This window comes from Actinoallomurus bryophytorum, from assembly GCF_006716425.1.
GTDB lineage: Bacteria > Actinomycetota > Actinomycetes > Streptosporangiales > Streptosporangiaceae > Actinoallomurus > Actinoallomurus bryophytorum.
Genome location: NZ_VFOZ01000002.1, coordinates 1088139 through 1104402, shown reverse-complemented (window position 1 = coordinate 1104402; position 16264 = coordinate 1088139). Strand labels below are relative to the sequence as shown.

General features: G+C 68.0%; 13 protein-coding genes and 1 tRNA gene. 10 read left to right on the top strand and 4 right to left on the bottom strand.

The genetic code is table 11. The features are described 5' to 3' along the window. Positions 1–2 precede the first annotated feature (2 nt). Positions 3–1466, top strand: coding sequence for a glutamate synthase subunit beta (locus FB559_RS41090; RefSeq protein WP_141963021.1), 1464 nt, complete (start codon positions 3–5; stop codon positions 1464–1466). Positions 1467–1714: 248 nt separating this feature from the next. Next, complete coding sequence (locus FB559_RS41085) at positions 1715–2290, top strand: YceI family protein (protein ID WP_141963020.1); 576 nt, start codon at positions 1715–1717, stop codon at positions 2288–2290. A gap of 31 nt (positions 2291–2321) precedes the next feature. Here FB559_RS41085 and FB559_RS41080 read toward each other — a convergent pair whose 3' ends face one another. Then, positions 2322–3440 carry an SMP-30/gluconolactonase/LRE family protein gene (locus FB559_RS41080; RefSeq protein ID WP_185792719.1) on the bottom strand — a complete coding sequence of 373 codons (1119 nt, stop codon included), beginning with the start codon at positions 3438–3440 and terminating at the stop codon, positions 2322–2324. Between the two features lie 25 nt (positions 3441–3465). Then, positions 3466–4896, bottom strand: a complete 1431-nt coding sequence (locus tag FB559_RS41075) for an alkaline phosphatase family protein (protein ID WP_141963016.1) — start codon at positions 4894–4896, stop codon at positions 3466–3468. A 397-nt stretch (positions 4897–5293) separates the two neighbouring features. Between FB559_RS41075 and FB559_RS41070 the strand changes: the two genes are divergently transcribed. Next, a complete protein-coding gene (locus tag FB559_RS41070; RefSeq protein ID WP_141963014.1) occupies positions 5294–5851 on the top strand; it encodes a type 1 glutamine amidotransferase domain-containing protein in 558 nt (185 codons plus the stop codon). A 19-nt stretch (positions 5852–5870) separates the two neighbouring features. Here FB559_RS41070 and FB559_RS41065 read toward each other — a convergent pair whose 3' ends face one another. Beyond that, positions 5871–6368, bottom strand: a complete 498-nt coding sequence (locus FB559_RS41065; RefSeq protein ID WP_141963012.1) for a DUF1003 domain-containing protein — start codon at positions 6366–6368, stop codon at positions 5871–5873. 213 nt (positions 6369–6581) lie between these two features. On the opposite strand from FB559_RS41065, the gene pyk reads away from it, so the two are divergent. Next, the gene (gene pyk, locus FB559_RS41060) at positions 6582–8018 is read left to right on the top strand and encodes a pyruvate kinase (RefSeq protein ID WP_141963010.1); all 1437 of its coding nucleotides are present in this window, start codon (positions 6582–6584) and stop codon (positions 8016–8018) included. A gap of 2258 nt (positions 8019–10276) precedes the next feature. Here the strand turns inward: pyk and FB559_RS41055 are convergent. Continuing rightward, positions 10277–10349, bottom strand: a tRNA-Leu gene (locus tag FB559_RS41055). Between the two features lie 88 nt (positions 10350–10437). Between FB559_RS41055 and FB559_RS41050 the strand changes: the two genes are divergently transcribed. The 6 genes from FB559_RS41050 to FB559_RS41025 all read left to right on the top strand — a co-directional run bounded on the left by FB559_RS41050 (position 10438) and on the right by FB559_RS41025 (position 16232). After that, a complete protein-coding gene (locus tag FB559_RS41050) occupies positions 10438–11046 on the top strand; it encodes an ANTAR domain-containing response regulator (RefSeq protein WP_246122875.1) in 609 nt (202 codons plus the stop codon). A gap of 262 nt (positions 11047–11308) precedes the next feature. Then, positions 11309–12484 carry a branched-chain amino acid ABC transporter substrate-binding protein gene (locus FB559_RS41045; RefSeq protein ID WP_141963008.1) on the top strand — a complete coding sequence of 392 codons (1176 nt, stop codon included), beginning with the start codon at positions 11309–11311 and terminating at the stop codon, positions 12482–12484. An 83-nt stretch (positions 12485–12567) separates the two neighbouring features. Beyond that, positions 12568–13533: a branched-chain amino acid ABC transporter permease gene (locus tag FB559_RS41040; RefSeq protein ID WP_246122874.1), complete on the top strand. Its 966-nt coding sequence runs from the start codon at positions 12568–12570 to the stop codon at positions 13531–13533. Next, positions 13530–14717: an ABC transporter permease subunit gene (locus FB559_RS41035; protein ID WP_141963006.1), complete on the top strand. Its 1188-nt coding sequence runs from the start codon at positions 13530–13532 to the stop codon at positions 14715–14717. Before FB559_RS41040 ends, FB559_RS41035 begins: the two co-directional genes overlap by 4 nt. Further along, positions 14714–15523, top strand: a complete 810-nt coding sequence (locus tag FB559_RS41030) for an ABC transporter ATP-binding protein (RefSeq protein WP_141963004.1) — start codon at positions 14714–14716, stop codon at positions 15521–15523. The genes FB559_RS41035 and FB559_RS41030 overlap by 4 nt, the downstream gene beginning before the upstream one ends. Further along, positions 15513–16232 (top strand): ABC transporter ATP-binding protein, encoded by a 720-nt coding sequence (locus tag FB559_RS41025; RefSeq protein ID WP_141963002.1) that lies wholly within the window; start codon positions 15513–15515, stop codon positions 16230–16232. Before FB559_RS41030 ends, FB559_RS41025 begins: the two co-directional genes overlap by 11 nt. The last annotated feature ends 32 nt before the right edge of the window (positions 16233–16264 follow it).

The window sequence follows — 16264 nt, the reverse complement described above, 5'->3', positions numbered from 1 at the left end:
ACATGGCCGACCCTAAGGGCTTCATGACCCATCCGCGCGAGCTCCCGAAGCGCCGCCCGGTCGACGTTCGGATCCGTGACTGGCGCGAGGTGTACGAGGACTTCCCCGCGGACTCGCTGAACAAGCAGGCGGCACGATGCATGGACTGCGGCATCCCGTTCTGCCACAACGGCTGCCCGCTGGGGAACCTCATCCCCGAGTGGAACGACCTGGTCCACCGTGACGCCTGGCGCGAGGCGATCGAGCGCCTGCACGCGACCAACAACTTCCCGGAGTTCACCGGGAGGCTGTGCCCCGCGCCGTGCGAGTCCGCCTGCGTCCTGGGCATCAACGCCGAACCCGTCGCGATCAAGCGCGTCGAGGTGGAGATCATCGACCGGGCCTTCGCCGAAGGCTGGGTCACCCCGCGTCCGCCCTCGGTCAAGACCGGGAAGCGGGTCGCGGTGGTCGGCTCCGGCCCGGCCGGGCTCGCCGCCGCCCAGCAGCTCACCCGCGCCGGCCACGACGTCGTCGTGTTCGAGCGCGCCGACCGGATCGGCGGGCTGCTGCGCTACGGCATCCCGGAGTTCAAGATGCAGAAGGAGCATCTGGACCGCCGGATCGGCCAGATGCGGGCCGAGGGCACCGATTTTCGCGCCTCGGTCAACGTCGGGGCCGACGTGACCGGCGAGGAACTCCGCCAGGCCTACGACGCGGTCGTGCTGGCCGGTGGCGCCACCGTCTGGCGCGACCTGCCCGTACCCGGCCGTGAACTGGACGGCGTCCACCAGGCGATGGAGTACCTGCCGCTGTCCAACCGGGTGCAGGAGGGCGACCTGACCGCCTCGCCGATCTCGGCCGAGGGCAAGCACGTCATCGTGATCGGCGGCGGTGACACCGGCGCCGACTGCGTCGGCACGGCCGTACGCCAGGGCGCGCGCTCGGTCACCCAGCTGGAGATCATGCCGCGGCCGCCGGAGGCCCGGCCCGACGCTCAGCCGTGGCCGACCTACCCGATGCTGTTCAAGATGGAGACCGCCCACGAGGAACTGCGCGACATGGGCGGGGAGCGCGCCTATGCCGTCTCCACGCAGGAGTTCGTCGGCGACGAGAACGGGCGGCTGAAGGCCCTGCGGCTCGTCGACGTCGAGGGACCGGGGAACGGTTTCAAGCCGATCCCCGGCACCGAGCGTGAGGTACCGGCGGAGCTCGTCACCCTCGCCATGGGCTTCCTCGGCCCGGAGCGTGAGGGCCTGCTCGACCAGCTCGGCGTCGAGCTGGACCAGCGCGGCAACGTCGTACGCGACGGCGCGTACGCCACCTCGGTCGAGGGCGTCTTCGCCGCCGGCGACATGGGCCGCGGGCAGTCGCTCATCGTGTGGGCGATCGCGGAGGGGCGGTCCGCGGCGGCCGGCGTGGACGAATGGCTGATGGGCCGTACGGCCCTGCCGACCGCCATCCCGCCCACCGCGAGGCCGCTCGTCTGACGGCCGGCCACTGAGGGTCACGAACGCCCTGCCGCATCCTCGATGCGGCAGGGCGTTCGGCGTGTCCGGGGGCCGTCAAAAGGGTCGTTAGGGTCGAAGCCCGTACAGACCGACCGTGTACCACCAGTGTCCTATGTGACGCGAATCGACGGTTGATGTGCGTTCTGGGTGCCGTTTCAACTACATTGGTGCGCTCGACAGCACGGCTTCGGGGAAGTCGAAGTTCGGGGAAGTTCGGGGAAAAGGACATGACGGAGACCATCACCGCACCGGGTCTCGCCGCCGGCACGTGGCGCATCGACCCAGGGCACTCGGAGATCACCTTCAGCGTGCGTCACATGATGACGACCGTACGAGGTGTCTTCACCGCGTTCGGCGGGCGCATCGACATCGCCGAGGACCCCTTCGCCTCCTCCGCCCACGCCGAGATCACCATCGCCTCGATCGACACCAGGAACGCCGAGCGCGACGAGCTCATCCGCTCGCCCCAGATCCTCGACGCCGCCGCCCACCCGCACATCACGTTCACCGCGACGTCCGTCTCCCACGCGCGTACCGGCAGGCGTGCCCGCCACCCTCGCTACACCGTCGACGGTGACCTGACGATCCGCGGCATGACCCGGCCGGTCAGCCTGCTGACGGAGTTCCACGGCGCCGGTGTCGACCAGTGGGGCGGGGTCCGCGCCGGCTTCACCGCCTCCACCCGGATCCTGCGCTCGGACTACGGCATCGAGTTCAACATTCCGCTGCAGGGTGACCGGCTCATGCTCGGCGACGAGATCGAGATCGGCCTGCAGATCCAGGCGGTCCGCGCCGACTCCTGACCTCGCGACGAGGTCACTTCGCCCCGGTCCGTCAGGGCGTCCTCCCGAACGCCAGGCCGAGCGGCGCGGCGTTCAGCGGCTTGGTGCCGGTGCCGCCGGCGACGGTCGCGACGACCGTGCCGGAGGCCACGTCGATCACCGACACGTCTCCGGAGAACCCGTTGCCCACCCAGACCTCCGAGCCGTCCGGGGTGACCGCGACCGACTGGGGCAGCTTCCCGACGCCGATCGAGGCCATCACCTTGCGGCTCGCCGTGTCGACCACCGAGACCACGTTGTCGTTCATCCGCGCGACGTAGACCTTCGAGCCGTCGGGGGTGACGTCCACGGCCCACGGCTGGTCACCGGCCGCGATCCTGCCGCGTACCTTGCCGGTCGCCGCGTCGATCACCGACACCCGTCCGGCCTGCGGCTCCGCCACGTACAGGCGCCGGCCGGCAGGGTCGACCGCGATCCCCTGCGGGCCGGCCGGGTCGCGGATCGAGCGCACCACCCTGTCCTCGGCGGCGTCGATCACCGAGACGCCGCCGGCGTAGGTGACGTAGGCCCGCGCGCCGTCCCTGCTGAAGACGACCTGCCGAGGCGCCGTGCCGACGTGGATGTCGCGCACGACCTGGTCGGTCGCGGTGTCGATCACCGCGACGACGGCCGAGCCGCCGGCGCCGGTGTCGCCGCCGGTCACCGTCGCGTACACCTTGCGGCCGTCGGGGGAGACCGCGACGTCCTGGGGGTACGGGCCGACGCGCACCGACAGCGAGGTGTGCGTGACCGCGTCCGCCGCGAGGACGTCGTACTGGCCGGTGTTGGCGATGTAGAGCTTCTTGCCGTCGGGCGTGGCCGCCACACCCTGCCCCGCGTCGGTCGAGATGCCCTTCCCGATGATCGTACGGGTCGCCACGTCGATCGTTGAGACGCTGTAGCCGCCGGCCAGCGCGACGTACGCCCGGTAGCCCTCATCCGCGCGCCTGGCCTGCGACCGCAGGGGCTGGGACCGGGAGCCGTAGGTCCACTTCGGCCCGCCGATCGGGCTGTTGTACGGCGCCGGCCGGCCCGGTGACCCGGCTAGGCTCAGCGCCGGTACGGCCAGGATGAGGAGGCCCGCCGCGCCGCCCGCCGCCAGGAGGGGCCGCCGTGAAATCCGCTTTCGCACCTCGAAGTCCCTTCTGTCCGCCGGTTCAGCCACGCGGCCGGGGCCGCGGGCCCTTTTCCTGCCGCGGAGGTGTCTGGTCCGCGTCGGGGAAGATCGGCGAGGGCAGCGTCGCCACCTGGCGCACCACGTCCTCCAGCCGCCGCTTGGTCCCCGGCAGGCGCGGCGGACGGGATGCGTCCGGCAGGCCCAGGGCCGAGGTCAGGTCGCCGAACGCCGAACGCCGCCAGCCGCTCAGGTTGGGGACGCGCACTCCGGTGAGCCGCTCGAGGAAGCGCAGCGTCGACGTGTGGTCGAAGGACTCACGCGCCACCCAGCCGCCCATGGTCCACGGCGAGACGAGGATGCAGGGCACACGGAACCCGCCTCCGATCGGCAGCCCCTGCACGAACTCGTCGGCCGCGCCCGCCGGAGGCACCGGGGGAGGCACGTGGTCGAACAGGCCGTCGTTCTCGTCGTAGTTGAGGATGAAGAGCGTCTTCTTCCACACGTCCGGGTTGGACGCGATGGCATCGATCTTGCTCGCGACGTAGTCGGCACCGGCCGCCGGCGTGTAGTCCGGATGCTCGGACTGGTAGCTCGTCGGGATGATCCAGGAGACGGTGGGCAGCCGGTCGTGCGCCGCGTCGTACTCGAACCGGCCCGCCGGGTAGGTACGCAGAGCGTCACGGAACAGCGGGGACGAGGCCGGCGCGCTCTGGAACGGCTCGAAGTACTCCAGGACGTTGCAGCCGTAGTTGTCGACCTCCTGGTAGACCTTCCAGCCGACGCCCGCCTCGGTCAGCGCCTCCGGATAGGTCTTCCAGCGGTACGGAGCCGGGTCCGTGTTGCCGATCACCGGTCCGCCCCGGGTGCCGCCCGGGTCGATCGTGCCGCTCATCAGGTAGAGGCGGTTCGGCCAGGTCGGCCCCATCACCGAGCAGAAGTAGCGGTCGCAGAGGGTGAACGACTCCGCGAGCGCGAACTGGAACGGGATGTCCTCCCGCGTGTGGTATCCCATGACGTACGGGCCGTTCACGCCGTCGGCCGCCCGGTGCGCGGGCAGCCAGTTGTCCATCTTCCCGCTGTTCCAGGCGTTGTGCTGCACCGACCACGCGTGACTGGTCGAAGGGATCGCCTGCGCGCTCGTCATGCGGGTGTCCAGACGGAACGGCAGGAGATAGCCGGCCGGGTTGACCGCGTCGGGCTGGTAGAAGACCGATCTGCCGGTGCTCAGGGTCATCGCGTCCGGGTCGGAGAAACCGCGTACGCCCGGAAGAGTGCCGAAGTAATGGTCGAAGGAGCGATTTTCCTGCATGAGAATAACGACATGCTTGATGTCGCCGAGTTTTCCTCTCACGCCCCCGGATATGTCGGCCATCGCCCGCCGTACGTTGGGCGGCAGGAACTCCGCGGCGAATGTCGCCGCCGCCATCGCGCCCGCCGCACTGAACAGGCGGCGACGGGTCAGGTCCGGCATCTGGCATGCTCCCCTCCCTCGAAAACACCTCCAGCAAAATGGCGTACCGAACGGGGTGGGCGCAAATTGGGCCGGATGGACAGTGGTCAATTACCATTTGGACGGACACTACGGAGAAGTGGCGTCAACCGCTGCCGTGGGGGCGGCTCCAACCCGTCCCTATACGCACATCCGGCCAGGTCGGCCCTGTAACGGATCGTCTGAGCGCGGATATGGATTCTTCCGACCAATATGGTCATGACGCTTGAACAGTGTCGGCCGGGCCGTCGTCGAGTCCGGTGACGCGTGTCACTTGTGCGGCACAGCGCCGGTGGGCGTGAATACCCCGCCATATCCAGGGCAGGGCTCGTAGCAGTGAACGACGCTCAAGCAACCGATCAGGGGAGGCTCCACCCTCATGAGCACACAGCTTCAGGGGAAGACCATCGCGTTCCTCGTCGCTCCGGACGGTGTCGAGCAGGTCGAGCTGACCGAGCCGTGGAAGGCGGTCGAGCAGGCGGGCGGAACACCCCGTCTTGTCTCCACCAAATCCGGCGACATCCAGGGCCGTGACCATCTGGAGAAGGGCGACACCTTCCCGGTCGACGCCACACTCGACGACGTGTCGGTGGATGACTTCGATGGTCTGTCGTTGCCCGGGGGAGTCGCCAACCCCGACTTCCTCAGGACGAACGCGGACGCCGTCGCCTTCGTCCGGGGGTTCTTCGAGGCGGGCAAGCCCGTCACGGCGATCTGCCATGCGCCGTGGACGCTGGTCGAGGCCGACGTCGTACGAGGCCGCACGCTCACGTCGTGGCCGAGCCTCAGGACCGACATCCGCAACGCCGGCGCCACCTGGGTCGACGAGGAGGTCCAGGTCTGCACGGACGGGCCGAACACCCTCGTGACCAGCCGTAAGCCCGACGACCTCAAGGCGTACTGCCAGGAGGCCCTCGAGGCGTTCGCCGCCGTCTGACGAGGACCGGCCCGGGGAGTCAGGCCTCCCCGGGCCCCGCGCTCTGGCCGCCGGCGACCTCGGCGGTGGAGGCGGGGTTCAGGGCCGCCATGACGGCGGTCATCTGCCGTTGCAGGTCCGCGTTCTGCTCGCGGAGCAGCGCGAACTCGGTGCTGAGCCTTTCCAGCATGTGCTCCGAACGGCGGTCCTGGTCGTAGTCGTGCTGGGCCAGCTCACTCGCCACCTGGTCGCTGCGCTTGGCCGCGATGAGCAGGATCGCGCCCTGCATCGCGGCCAGGCAGCTCAGCAGCAGGTTCAACAGGATGAAGGGGTACTTGTCGAACCCGCGGTTGGAGTTCCCGGCCATCCAGATGCCGAGGAAGACCAGCGCGCCGAAGACGAACGGCCACGACCCCATGCCGTTGCGAAGCCGGTCCGCCGCCCTCTCGCCGAGGGTCAGCTCACTGCCGCTGCGTACATGGGGGTGGTGGTGCCAGGGGCGGGAGTGCCTGCTGGAAGAATCCGCGGGGGTGGCCATGAGACAGCAGGCTCCCGGCCATACCGGCGAAGCGCCAGGGATCTTGCCGAACCGTGACACGGTCCGACCGGCCGCGGCCGGGTCCGCAGACCTGTCCAGCTTGCCACCAGACGAGCCTGAACCCTCGTTCGGTCTAGACCAATGGGTGAACAGCGAGCAACGGTGACCTGCACGAATACGCGTACTCGCCAGTAACTACCTACAGTTGTAGACGTGAGTCGCCGAGCAAAGATCGTCAGCACCATTGGTCCCGCCTGCTCCAGCCCTGAGCGCGTCACCGCGTTGGTGGAAGCCGGCATCGATATCGCCCGGCTCAACATGAGCCACGGCACCCAGCAGCAGCACGAGGACGTCTACCGTCTCCTGCGGGAGGCGGCCGCCACCTCGGGCCGCGCCCTCGGCATCCTGGCCGACCTCCAAGGCCCCAAGATCCGGCTCGGCCGGTTCGCGGAGGGCCCGGTACGCCTCACCCTCGGGGATGAGTTCACCGTCACCACCGAGGACGTGCCGGGCGACCGTAACGAGGTCTCCACGACCTACGGTGGCCTCCCCGGAGACGTAGGCCCCGGCGACAGCATCCTCATCGACGACGGCCGCGTGGTCCTCAACGTCACCGCCGTCGACGGCCCGCGTGTCCGCACCCGCGTGCTCGTCGGTGGCATGGTCTCCAACCACAAGGGCCTCAACCTGCCGGGCGTCGCCGTCAGCGTCCCCGCCCTCACCGACAAGGACGAGGCGGACCTCCGCTTCTCCCTGCGCCTCGGCGTGGACATGGTCGCCCTGTCGTTCGTGCGCACCGCGGACGACGCCGAGCCCGTACGCCGCATCATGGAGGAGGAAGGACGCATCGTCCCCCTCCTCGCCAAGATCGAGAAGCCGCAGGCCGTCGAACACCTCGAGGAGATCGTCGAGGCCTTCGACGGCATCATGGTCGCCCGAGGCGACCTGGGCGTGGAGCTCCCGCTCGAGCAGGTGCCCATCGTGCAGAAGCGGGCCATCGAGCTCACCCGCGAGAAGGCCCGCCCGGTCATCGTCGCGACCCAGATGCTCGAGTCGATGATCAGCGCACCGCGGCCGACCCGCGCCGAGGTGTCCGACGTCGCGGGCGCCGTCTTCGAGGGCGCCGACGCCGTCATGCTGTCCGGTGAGACCAGTGTCGGCGACTATCCCATCGAGTCGGTCCAGACGATGAGCCGCATCGTCTGCGCCGCCGAGGAGTCGGCCCTGCGGGCCACGCACTCGCTCGACCGCGTCCCGGAGACCATCGGCGGCGCGATCGCCCGAGCCGCGGCCGAGGTCGGCGCCACGGTCGGAGCCAAGGCCCTGGTCGCCTTCACGATGACGGGCGAGACGGCCCGGCGGCTGTCGCGATATCGCTCCCCGATCCCGCTGCTGGCCTTCACGGCACTGCCGGAGACCCGTAGCCAGCTGGCGCTGGTCTGGGGCACGGAGACGTTCACGGTGCCGGAGGTCTTCCACACCGACGAGATGGTCCACCAGGTCGAGTCGGCGCTGCTGGAGATCGGCCGCTGCCAGAAGGGCGACCGCGTCGTCATCGTGGCAGGCTCCCCTCCGGGCACCGCGGGCTCCACCAACGCGCTGCGCGTCCACCGCATCGGTGACGCCATCGCCCAGTCCCGCCCCATCTGAGCACGCCGTACCGGCCGCCCCCGCCCCGCCACGAGAAACACACGGCGGGACCGACGGCGGCCGGGGTTGTGTGTTGGGTTGCTGTGACGTGGTCCTTGTAGGTACTCCGGGATGGGGTCCACCGGGTGGCGCGTAGTGGATTTGATGGCCGCCCGGGGGTTGGGTCTTGGGGTGCCGTGACACGGGTCCGTGTACGTGCTCCGGGATGGGGTCCACCGGGTGGCGCGTGGCGGATTGATGCCGCCCGGGGGGTTGTGTGTTGGGGTGCTGTGACGCGGTCCGTGTACGTGCTCCGGGACGGGGTCCACAGCGTGGCGCGTGGCGGGGCTGAAGGCCGCCCGGGGGTTGTGTGTTGGGTTGCTGTGACGCGGCCCTTGTAGGTACTCCGGGATGGGGTCCACAGCGTGGCGCGCGGTGGGCTGACGGCCGCCGGGGGGTGTGTCTTGGGATGCTGTGACGCGGTCCTTGTAGGTGCTCCGCGATGGGTCCACGGCATGGCGCGTGATGGGGGCTGATAGTGGCCGGGATCGTGTCTTCGGGTGCTTTGACATGGTTCTCGCCAGGGTCCTGCGTCCGGGTGCCGTGATGTGGTCCCGCCGGCCCTGGCCTGCCGCTTCCTTCGAGCGCGGCGACGCCGTGAGCGCAGGGGGCCGTGAGTGCGATGGGCCGTGAGCTGGCGAGGACATCCGTGCGCCGTGCGCACCCCCGAATGGGGATCACAGCGTGCCACCCGGCGGGCTGATGGCCGCCAGGTTCGTGTCTTTGGGCGTGGTGAGTGGTTCCCGCCTGGATTGTGTCCTCGGGTGCTGTGACTTGGTCCTTGCCGGGGTTGAGGGCCCGAGCGCCGTGGTCCTCGTCGGATTATGTGTCGGGGTGTCGAGACATGGTCCCCTCCCGTCGTGGCCCCCGCCGCTTCCTTCAAGCGCGACATGGCGTGAGCGCACGCGCCGTGAGTGCAGAGGCCGTGAGCGCAGGCGTCGTGAGTGCAGAGGTCGTAACTCCAGGCGCTGTGAGCACAGGGCCATGAGTTGCATGGTCGAGCTTGTGGGACGTCTGCACGGCCGCTCGTGCCCCCCGGATGGGGGCCACGCAGCGTCGCCCGCGACGGCCCGTCGGACCGCGGTGTGACGGCGCCCGGTGTGGTCGTCTCCCGGCGCGAGGTGAGTGCAGAGGCCGTGACTGCAGGCGCTATGAGCGCAGGGCCGTGAGTTGCATGGTCGAGGCCGTGGGGACGTCTGCACGGCGCTCGTACCCCCGGATGGGGACCATGTAGCGTCGCCCGCGCCCGTCCGATTATGCAGCGTCGCCCGTGACGGTCCGGCCACGTAGCGTCGCCCGTGACGGTCCGTCTGACCGTGGTGTGACGGCGCCAGGTGTGGCCGTCTCCCGGCGCGAGTCCTCCATTCATCGCGCGGAGGGATGGTCGGTCAGTACTTCGGTGCTACGAACTCGTCCATCCGCGCGACGGACTTCCTCTCGGTGATCGAGATGTCATCGCCGTCGGATCGCCTCCGCTCGGTGCCGAGACGTTCAAGCGCGGCCGTGAAGAGACCCCCGATGTCCACCTACTCGGCGATGAAGAAATAGCCCCGGCATTCGTACCATCGGCCGCCACTCTGAACCCATGCCGGACCCGATCGGCAAAAAGGCTCCCGCCCGAGTGGATCAGCACGCGGATGAGCCCCCTCATGAATCTCACGAACGATCTCCTGTCGCCACGGCCCCAATGCGATCCTCCATATGTGTTTCCCCGCCGGGGTAACAGGCACGGCCAATGTTCGGAGTGGCTGTTGACTTCAGTGCACCCACAGAGTTGAAAGAGACAGGCTTCGTTGTCCGGACGGATGGCGTTGCCGGCCCCGGCATATGAGTCCTTCAGCCCCGGACACGCGACGCCGAAGAGGAAAGACAGGCCCCGCACCGGCTCAGCGGAGGAGGCGCGTCCGTCACCGAAGGGGAGTCCGGGCAGGTAGACGTGCCTGCCCAGGCGGACCAGGCCGGCCCGAGGCATCCCACGGCGGGGGCACGACGTGGTCCCGAAAGAGAGGAGAGGCCGCCCACGGCAGGTCCGCCACCGCCGGTCACCGAGGACCCAGCGTGCAATGCGGGTGCGCCCGCTCACCTGGCCGTCGGTCAGACCCGGGTTGAGGAGCTGTAATGCGTTACCACGCGTTCTGTCGCCGTACACGGAAACAGGATGACACCGGGGTATGACAAAAACCGCCGTCCATTTACAGGGTGGCGGTTTTCTCCAAGAGTGCCCCGAGTGGGATTCGAACCCACACTAGATGGTGTTTGAGACCATTCCCTCTGCCGTTGGGGTATCGGGGCATATTCCGCGTATTTTCCAGCCAATGTCCAGTTAGACCGCCTAGTGCCTCCCCGGACGGATACAAGAGTAGCGGGTCCGGGTACGCTCGTGCGCGTGACCGAGACCCCGCGCCGCGTTGTGATCGCCGAGGATGAGGCCCTGATCAGGCTTGACCTCAAGGAGATGCTGGAAGAAGACGACTACCAGGTCGTCGGTGAGGCAGGCGACGGCGAGTCCGCCGTCCGGCTGACCATCGAGCACGCCCCCGATCTTGTGATCCTCGACGTCAAGATGCCCATCTTGGACGGTATCTCCGCCGCCGAGCGCATCGCCGCGGAGCGCATCGCACCTGTCGTCATCCTCACCGCGTTCTCCCAGCGCGAGCTGGTCGAACGGGCGCGGGAGGCGGGCGCCATGGCGTACCTCGTCAAGCCGTTCACCAAGGCCGACCTCGTGCCCGCGATCGAGATGGCGGTGAGTCGCTTCCAGGAGATCAAGAGCCTGGAGGCCGAGGTCAGCACCCTCGAGGACCGGCTGGAGACCCGCAAGGCCGTCGACCGGGCGAAGGGGCTGCTGCAGACCGCGCGCGGCTGGAGCGAGCCAGAGGCCTTCCGCTTCATCCAGAAGACCTCGATGGACCGCCGGATGACCATGCGTGCCGTGGCCGAAGCGGTCATCGGCGGTGGTCTCGGACGGGCGCCGGACGACGCAGAGTAAGCGGTCGTCGCTTTATGTAGCAGAATCTCATGGCTCGGCTCTTAATACCGCTGTAACACGTTTGTGGCAATAATGCGGACATCTGGCACGGGTCAGTAACGAAGCAGTAACGGCATCCCCTGAAAGCTACTAATCGTTACCAGCGGATCGGTGTACTACTGCCCTGGCCACCATGAACCGTGAAAAAGCGCCCTTAAAGCCGAATGCGCGGACCGGGTGGCCGGACTCGTGCTCTCCAAGGATGTTTGATGGAAGGAAGACCTTGCGTAGCAAGATCATGAAACTCGCCGGCGTGGTGGCGGTGAGTGCGACGTTGGCACTGGGCGCGTCCGCCTGCGGTGGAAAGTCCGACAGCGGTGGCGGCGGTGGCGACACCGTCACGATCGGCTTCATGGGTGACCTGACCGGTGAGAACTCCGGCATCGTCATCCCGCCGAAGCAGGCGGCCCAGCTTGCGATCGACGAGTACAACGCGACCAACCCGAAGGTCAAGATCACCCTCAAGACCTACGACAGCCAGGGCAAGGGCGAGCAGGCCGTGCCGCTGGCCAAGCAGGCGATCACCAAGGACAAGATCGCGGGCCTGATCGGGCCGGCGTTCTCCGGTGAGTCCGCCCAGGTTGACCCGGTCCTCGAAGAGGGCAAGGTGCCGAGCATCTCGGCGTCGGCGACCAACGCCGCGCTGGCCACGCACGGCTGGAAGTACTGGCACCGGCTCATCGCCAACGACAACGTGCAGGGCGCCGGCATCGGCGGCTTCATCGCGACCCAGCTGAAGGCCAAGAAGGTCTTCATCATCCACGACTCCTCCGAGTACGGTAAGCCGTTCGCCGAGACGGTGAAGTCGACGGTGGAGAAGGCCGGAGCCAAGACGTCCGAGGACGCGATCGACGTGCAGGCGTCGGACTACTCCTCGACCGTCAACAAGGTCAAGGCGTTCGCGCCGGACGCGATCTTCTTCGGTGGTTACTACGCCCAGGGCGGCAAGCTGATCAAGCAGCTCCGTGAGGGCGGCGTGAAGGCCCGGTTCCTGTCGGGTGACGGTTCGCTGGACAAGGGCCTCGCCGCGGGTGCGGGTGGCACGACCGCCGACGGTTCGATCATCGGCTGCCCCTGCCTGATCGACCCGAACGGCACCGCGGGCCCGGCGAGCAAGAAGTTCGCCACCGACTACAAGGCGAAGTTCGGCGCCGACACGGCGATCTACTCCGCCGAGGGCTATGACGCGGCCACCGCGTTCATCGCTGCGGTCAAGGCCGGCAACACCACGGCCGAGAAGATCAACACCTACCTGTCGACGATCGACATCCCGGGCGTCTCCAAGCAGATCAAGTTCAGCCCGGCCGGCGAGCCGACTGCGACTGACGTCTACGTGTACCAGGTCAAGGGGGACCAGCTGCCGCTGCTGGGCAACTCCAAGAACGCGACGGTCAAGTAATCCGTCCGCCGTCAGGCGGCCTCATGTAACGCGCAGGAGCGGGAGCGTACGACGCTCCCGCTCCTGCGGCGAAGGCGACCAACTTGAACAACCTTTTCGATCAGTTCTGGCCGTACACCATCGATGGGCTGGCGCTGGGCGCGATCTACGCGCTGATGGCTCTCGGCTACACCATGGTCTATGGCGTTCTGCGTCTCATCAACTTCGCGCACTCCGAGATATTCATGATCGGCACGTTCGCCGTCCTCGGAATGCTCCACTTGTTCGGCATGCCCTCCAACGTCAGCGGGATCGCCCTGATCGGCCTGCTGGTGGTGCTCGCCGTGACCGGCGCCGTGGCGTCGGGTGGCAGCGCCGTGATCCTGGAGTACGTGGCCTACCGGCCGTTGCGACGCAAAGGGGCGTCTCGCCTGGCGGCACTCATCTCGGCCATCGGCGCGTCGCTGTTCCTGCAGCAGCTCTTCGCGCGGCTGGTCATCCCCTGGGCCTTCGGCCTGCCGAAGGAGAAGGGGGCACTGCCGGTCCAGGGTCACTTCGTCCAGCATTCGAACGTGATCCACATCGGGAGCTTCGAGCTCTCCAACGACCGGCTCATCGTGATCGTCGCGGCGATCGTGATGATGGTCCTGCTCGACATCTTCGTGGAACGGACCAAGCTCGGCCGCGGCATCCGCGCGACCGCGCAGGACCCGGAGACGGCGGTGCTGATGGGCGTCAACATCGACCGCATCGTGACGGCGACGTTCGCGATCGGCGGTGCGATGGCCGGTGTCGCGGCGGCGCTCTACATGCTCCGCTTCGAGGAGACCCGGTACGACGTCGGGTTCCTGCTGGGTATCAAGGCCTTCACGGCCGCGGTGCTCGGTGGCATCGGCAACCTGCGCGGCGCGCTGGTCGGCGGTGTGCTGCTCGGGCTCTTCGAGATGTACGGCGCGGCCATCTTCGGCTCGGAATGGCAGAACGTCGTGGCGTTCAGCGTTCTGGTGCTTGTCCTCATGTTCCGTCCCACCGGCATTCTCGGTGAGTCTCTTCAGCAGGCGCGCGCATGAACGATTCCTCAGGCGGAAACCCGCTCAACCGAGTACGCGACGCGTACTCCTCGGCATCGGACTCGGTCCGCGACCGCTGGTCGGACGCTCCTGGCTGGGCCCGCTGGCTCGTCTATCTGATTTTGATCGTCGTCGCGCTGGTGCTGCCGGCGGACGGCATCGGCAGTTTCATGTCCCCCTACACCGACTGGCCGACGCTGCTGTTCTTCCCGATCGGCGGCTACATCCTGCTCGCGATCGGCCTCAACGTCGTGGTGGGCCAGGCCGGCCTGCTCGACCTGGGGTACGTGGCGTTCTTCGCCATCGGTGGTTACACGATGGCCGTGTTCGGGGTGAAGTTCGGCTGGAGCTTCTGGGAGATCCTGTTCGTCGGTGTCATCCTGTCGGCACTGTCGGGGATCATCCTGGGTGCTCCGACGCTGCGGCTGCGCGGTGACTACCTCGCGATCGTGACCCTCGGCTTCGGTGAGATCGTCCGGATCACGGCGAACAACACCGACTACATCGGTGGCCCGAACGGCATGGGCGGCATCCCGCACCCGCCGACGCTCACCGAGTGGACGATCCCGGACAACGGGTTCTTCGACGCACTGGGATTCGGCGGTGTCCAGCCGTTCAAGTACGGCGCGCTGGACGGCAAGCCGTACTACTACCTGATGCTGGTCCTGATCGTCGTCGGGATCATCTTCGTGAAACGGCTGGAGAACAGCCGGGTCGGGCGGGCTTGGGCGTCGATACGTGAGGACGAGGACGCGGCCGAGCTGATGGGCGTCCCGACGTTCAAGTTCAAGCTGGCGGCGTTCGCGATCGGCGCGGCGATCGGCGGCGCGACCGGCGTGATGTACGGCTCCCAGGCGGTGTCGATCATCCCGACGAACTTCCCGTTCATCCTGTCGGCGACGATCCTCGCGGCCGTGGTGCTCGGTGGTTCGGGCAACCTGCCAGGAGTCATCCTGGGTGCGTTCCTGGTGGCGTGGATCCCGGAGCGGATTCGTGGCCTGCAGGAGTACCGGATCCTGGTCTTCGGTGGCGTTCTCGTGCTCTTGATGGTGTTCAGGCCGGAGGGCCTGCTGCCGTCCCGGCGCCGAAAGGCGGAACTCGCCGAAGGCACGGGCGGAATGGGCACGATGGGTGCCGAGGTCGCCGCTCCGACGACCGTCGTCGCCGGCGAGGTGAGCGAATGAGTGAGACGGCGGCCGCCGCGGCGGCCAACGAGCGGGAGCCCGTGCTCGAGCTGCGCGGCCTCACGATGCGTTTCGGCGGCGTGGTCGCGATCAACGGCCTCGACCTGAGGGTCGACAAGGGCGAGATCTTCGCTCTGATCGGCCCGAACGGCGCGGGGAAGACGACCGTCTTCAACGTCGTCACCGGGGTGTACCGGCCGACCGAGGGCCAGGTGGTCTTCGACGGTTCACGTATCGATGGCAACAAGCGCTTCAAGGTGACGAAGCTCGGTGTCGCACGGACGTTCCAGAACGTCCGGCTGTTCCACAACATGTCGGCGCTGGAGAACGTCCTCGTCGGCGCGGACGCGCATCACCGCACCGGGCTCGCCGGCGCGGCGCTGGGGCTGCCCTGGCACCGCAAGGAGGAGCGTCAGGGCCGGGCCACGGCCGAGGAGCTGATGGAGTTCGTCGGCATCGGCAATCGGATCCACGAGACGGCGAAGAACCTGCCGTACGGTGACCAGCGGCGGCTGGAGATCGCCCGCGCGCTGGCAACGGATCCGAAGCTGCTGCTGCTCGACGAGCCTGCGGCGGGGATGAACCCCACCGAGAAAGAGGCTCTCCAGCAGCTCATCCGGAAGATCCGTGACTCGGGTCGCACCGTCCTGCTCATCGAGCACGACATGAGCCTGGTCATGGGCATCAGCGACCGGATCGCCGTGCTCGACTTCGGCCAGAAGATCGCGGAGGGCCTGCCTCTCGAGATCCAGAACAATCCGCGGGTCATCGAGGCGTATCTGGGGGCTCCTGCCGATGCTTCTTGAGATCAAGGACATCCATGTCCACTACGGCAAGATCGCTGCTATCAAGGGCCTGTCCGTGGACGTCGACGAGGGTGAGATCGTCACGCTGATCGGTGCCAACGGCGCCGGTAAGTCGACCACCCTGAAGACGATCTCCGGGCTCCGTCCGCTGTCGGCCGGCAAGATCCTGTTCGGCGGCCGGGACATCAGCAAGGTGGCCGGGCACAAGCGGGTCCTGATGGGTATCGGCCAGGCGCCGGAGGGCCGCGGGATCTTCCCGGGCATGACGGTCACCGAGAACCTGTTCATGGGCGCGTACGCGCGCAAGGGGAACGTCGACAAGGACCTCGCGGAGGTCTTCGACCTGTTCCCCCGGCTCGCGGAGCGTAAGAGCCAGGCCGGCGGCACGATGTCCGGTGGCGAGCAGCAGATGCTCGCGATCGGGCGCGCGCTGATGACCCAGCCGAAGGTGTTGTTGCTGGACGAGCCGTCGATGGGGCTGGCACCCAAGCTCATCCAGCAGATCTTCTCGATCATTGAGGAGATCAACCGGCGTGGCACCACGGTGCTGCTGGTCGAGCAGAACGCGCAGCAGGCGCTGCAGATCGCGCACCGCGCGTACGTGCTCGAGACGGGGTCGGTGGTGAAGTCCTCCGACGCCCGTTCGCTGCTGGACGATCCCCAGGTGCGGGCCGCCTACCTCGGTGGCGGCGCGGAGTCGGCGATCTGACGTCCTGCCGGGTGGTGGCCGCGTACGCGGTC

Bases quoted from the DNA above. Each gene is read 5' to 3' on its own strand.
- FB559_RS41025 (WP_141963002.1), top strand. From the start codon at position 15,513: ATGCTTCTTGAGATCAAGGACATCCATGTCCACTACGGCAAGATCGCT.
- FB559_RS41035 (WP_141963006.1), top strand. From the start codon at position 13,530: ATGAACGATTCCTCAGGCGGAAACCCGCTCAACCGAGTACGCGACGCG.
- FB559_RS41065 (WP_141963012.1), bottom strand. From the start codon at position 6,368: ATGGCCACCCCCGCGGATTCTTCCAGCAGGCACTCCCGCCCCTGGCAC.
- FB559_RS41090 (WP_141963021.1), top strand. From the start codon at position 3: ATGGCCGACCCTAAGGGCTTCATGACCCATCCGCGCGAGCTCCCGAAG.
- FB559_RS41030 (WP_141963004.1), top strand. From the start codon at position 14,714: ATGAGTGAGACGGCGGCCGCCGCGGCGGCCAACGAGCGGGAGCCCGTG.
- FB559_RS41070 (WP_141963014.1), top strand. From the start codon at position 5,294: ATGAGCACACAGCTTCAGGGGAAGACCATCGCGTTCCTCGTCGCTCCG.
- FB559_RS41075 (WP_141963016.1), bottom strand. From the start codon at position 4,896: ATGCCGGACCTGACCCGTCGCCGCCTGTTCAGTGCGGCGGGCGCGATG.
- FB559_RS41085 (WP_141963020.1), top strand. From the start codon at position 1,715: ATGACGGAGACCATCACCGCACCGGGTCTCGCCGCCGGCACGTGGCGC.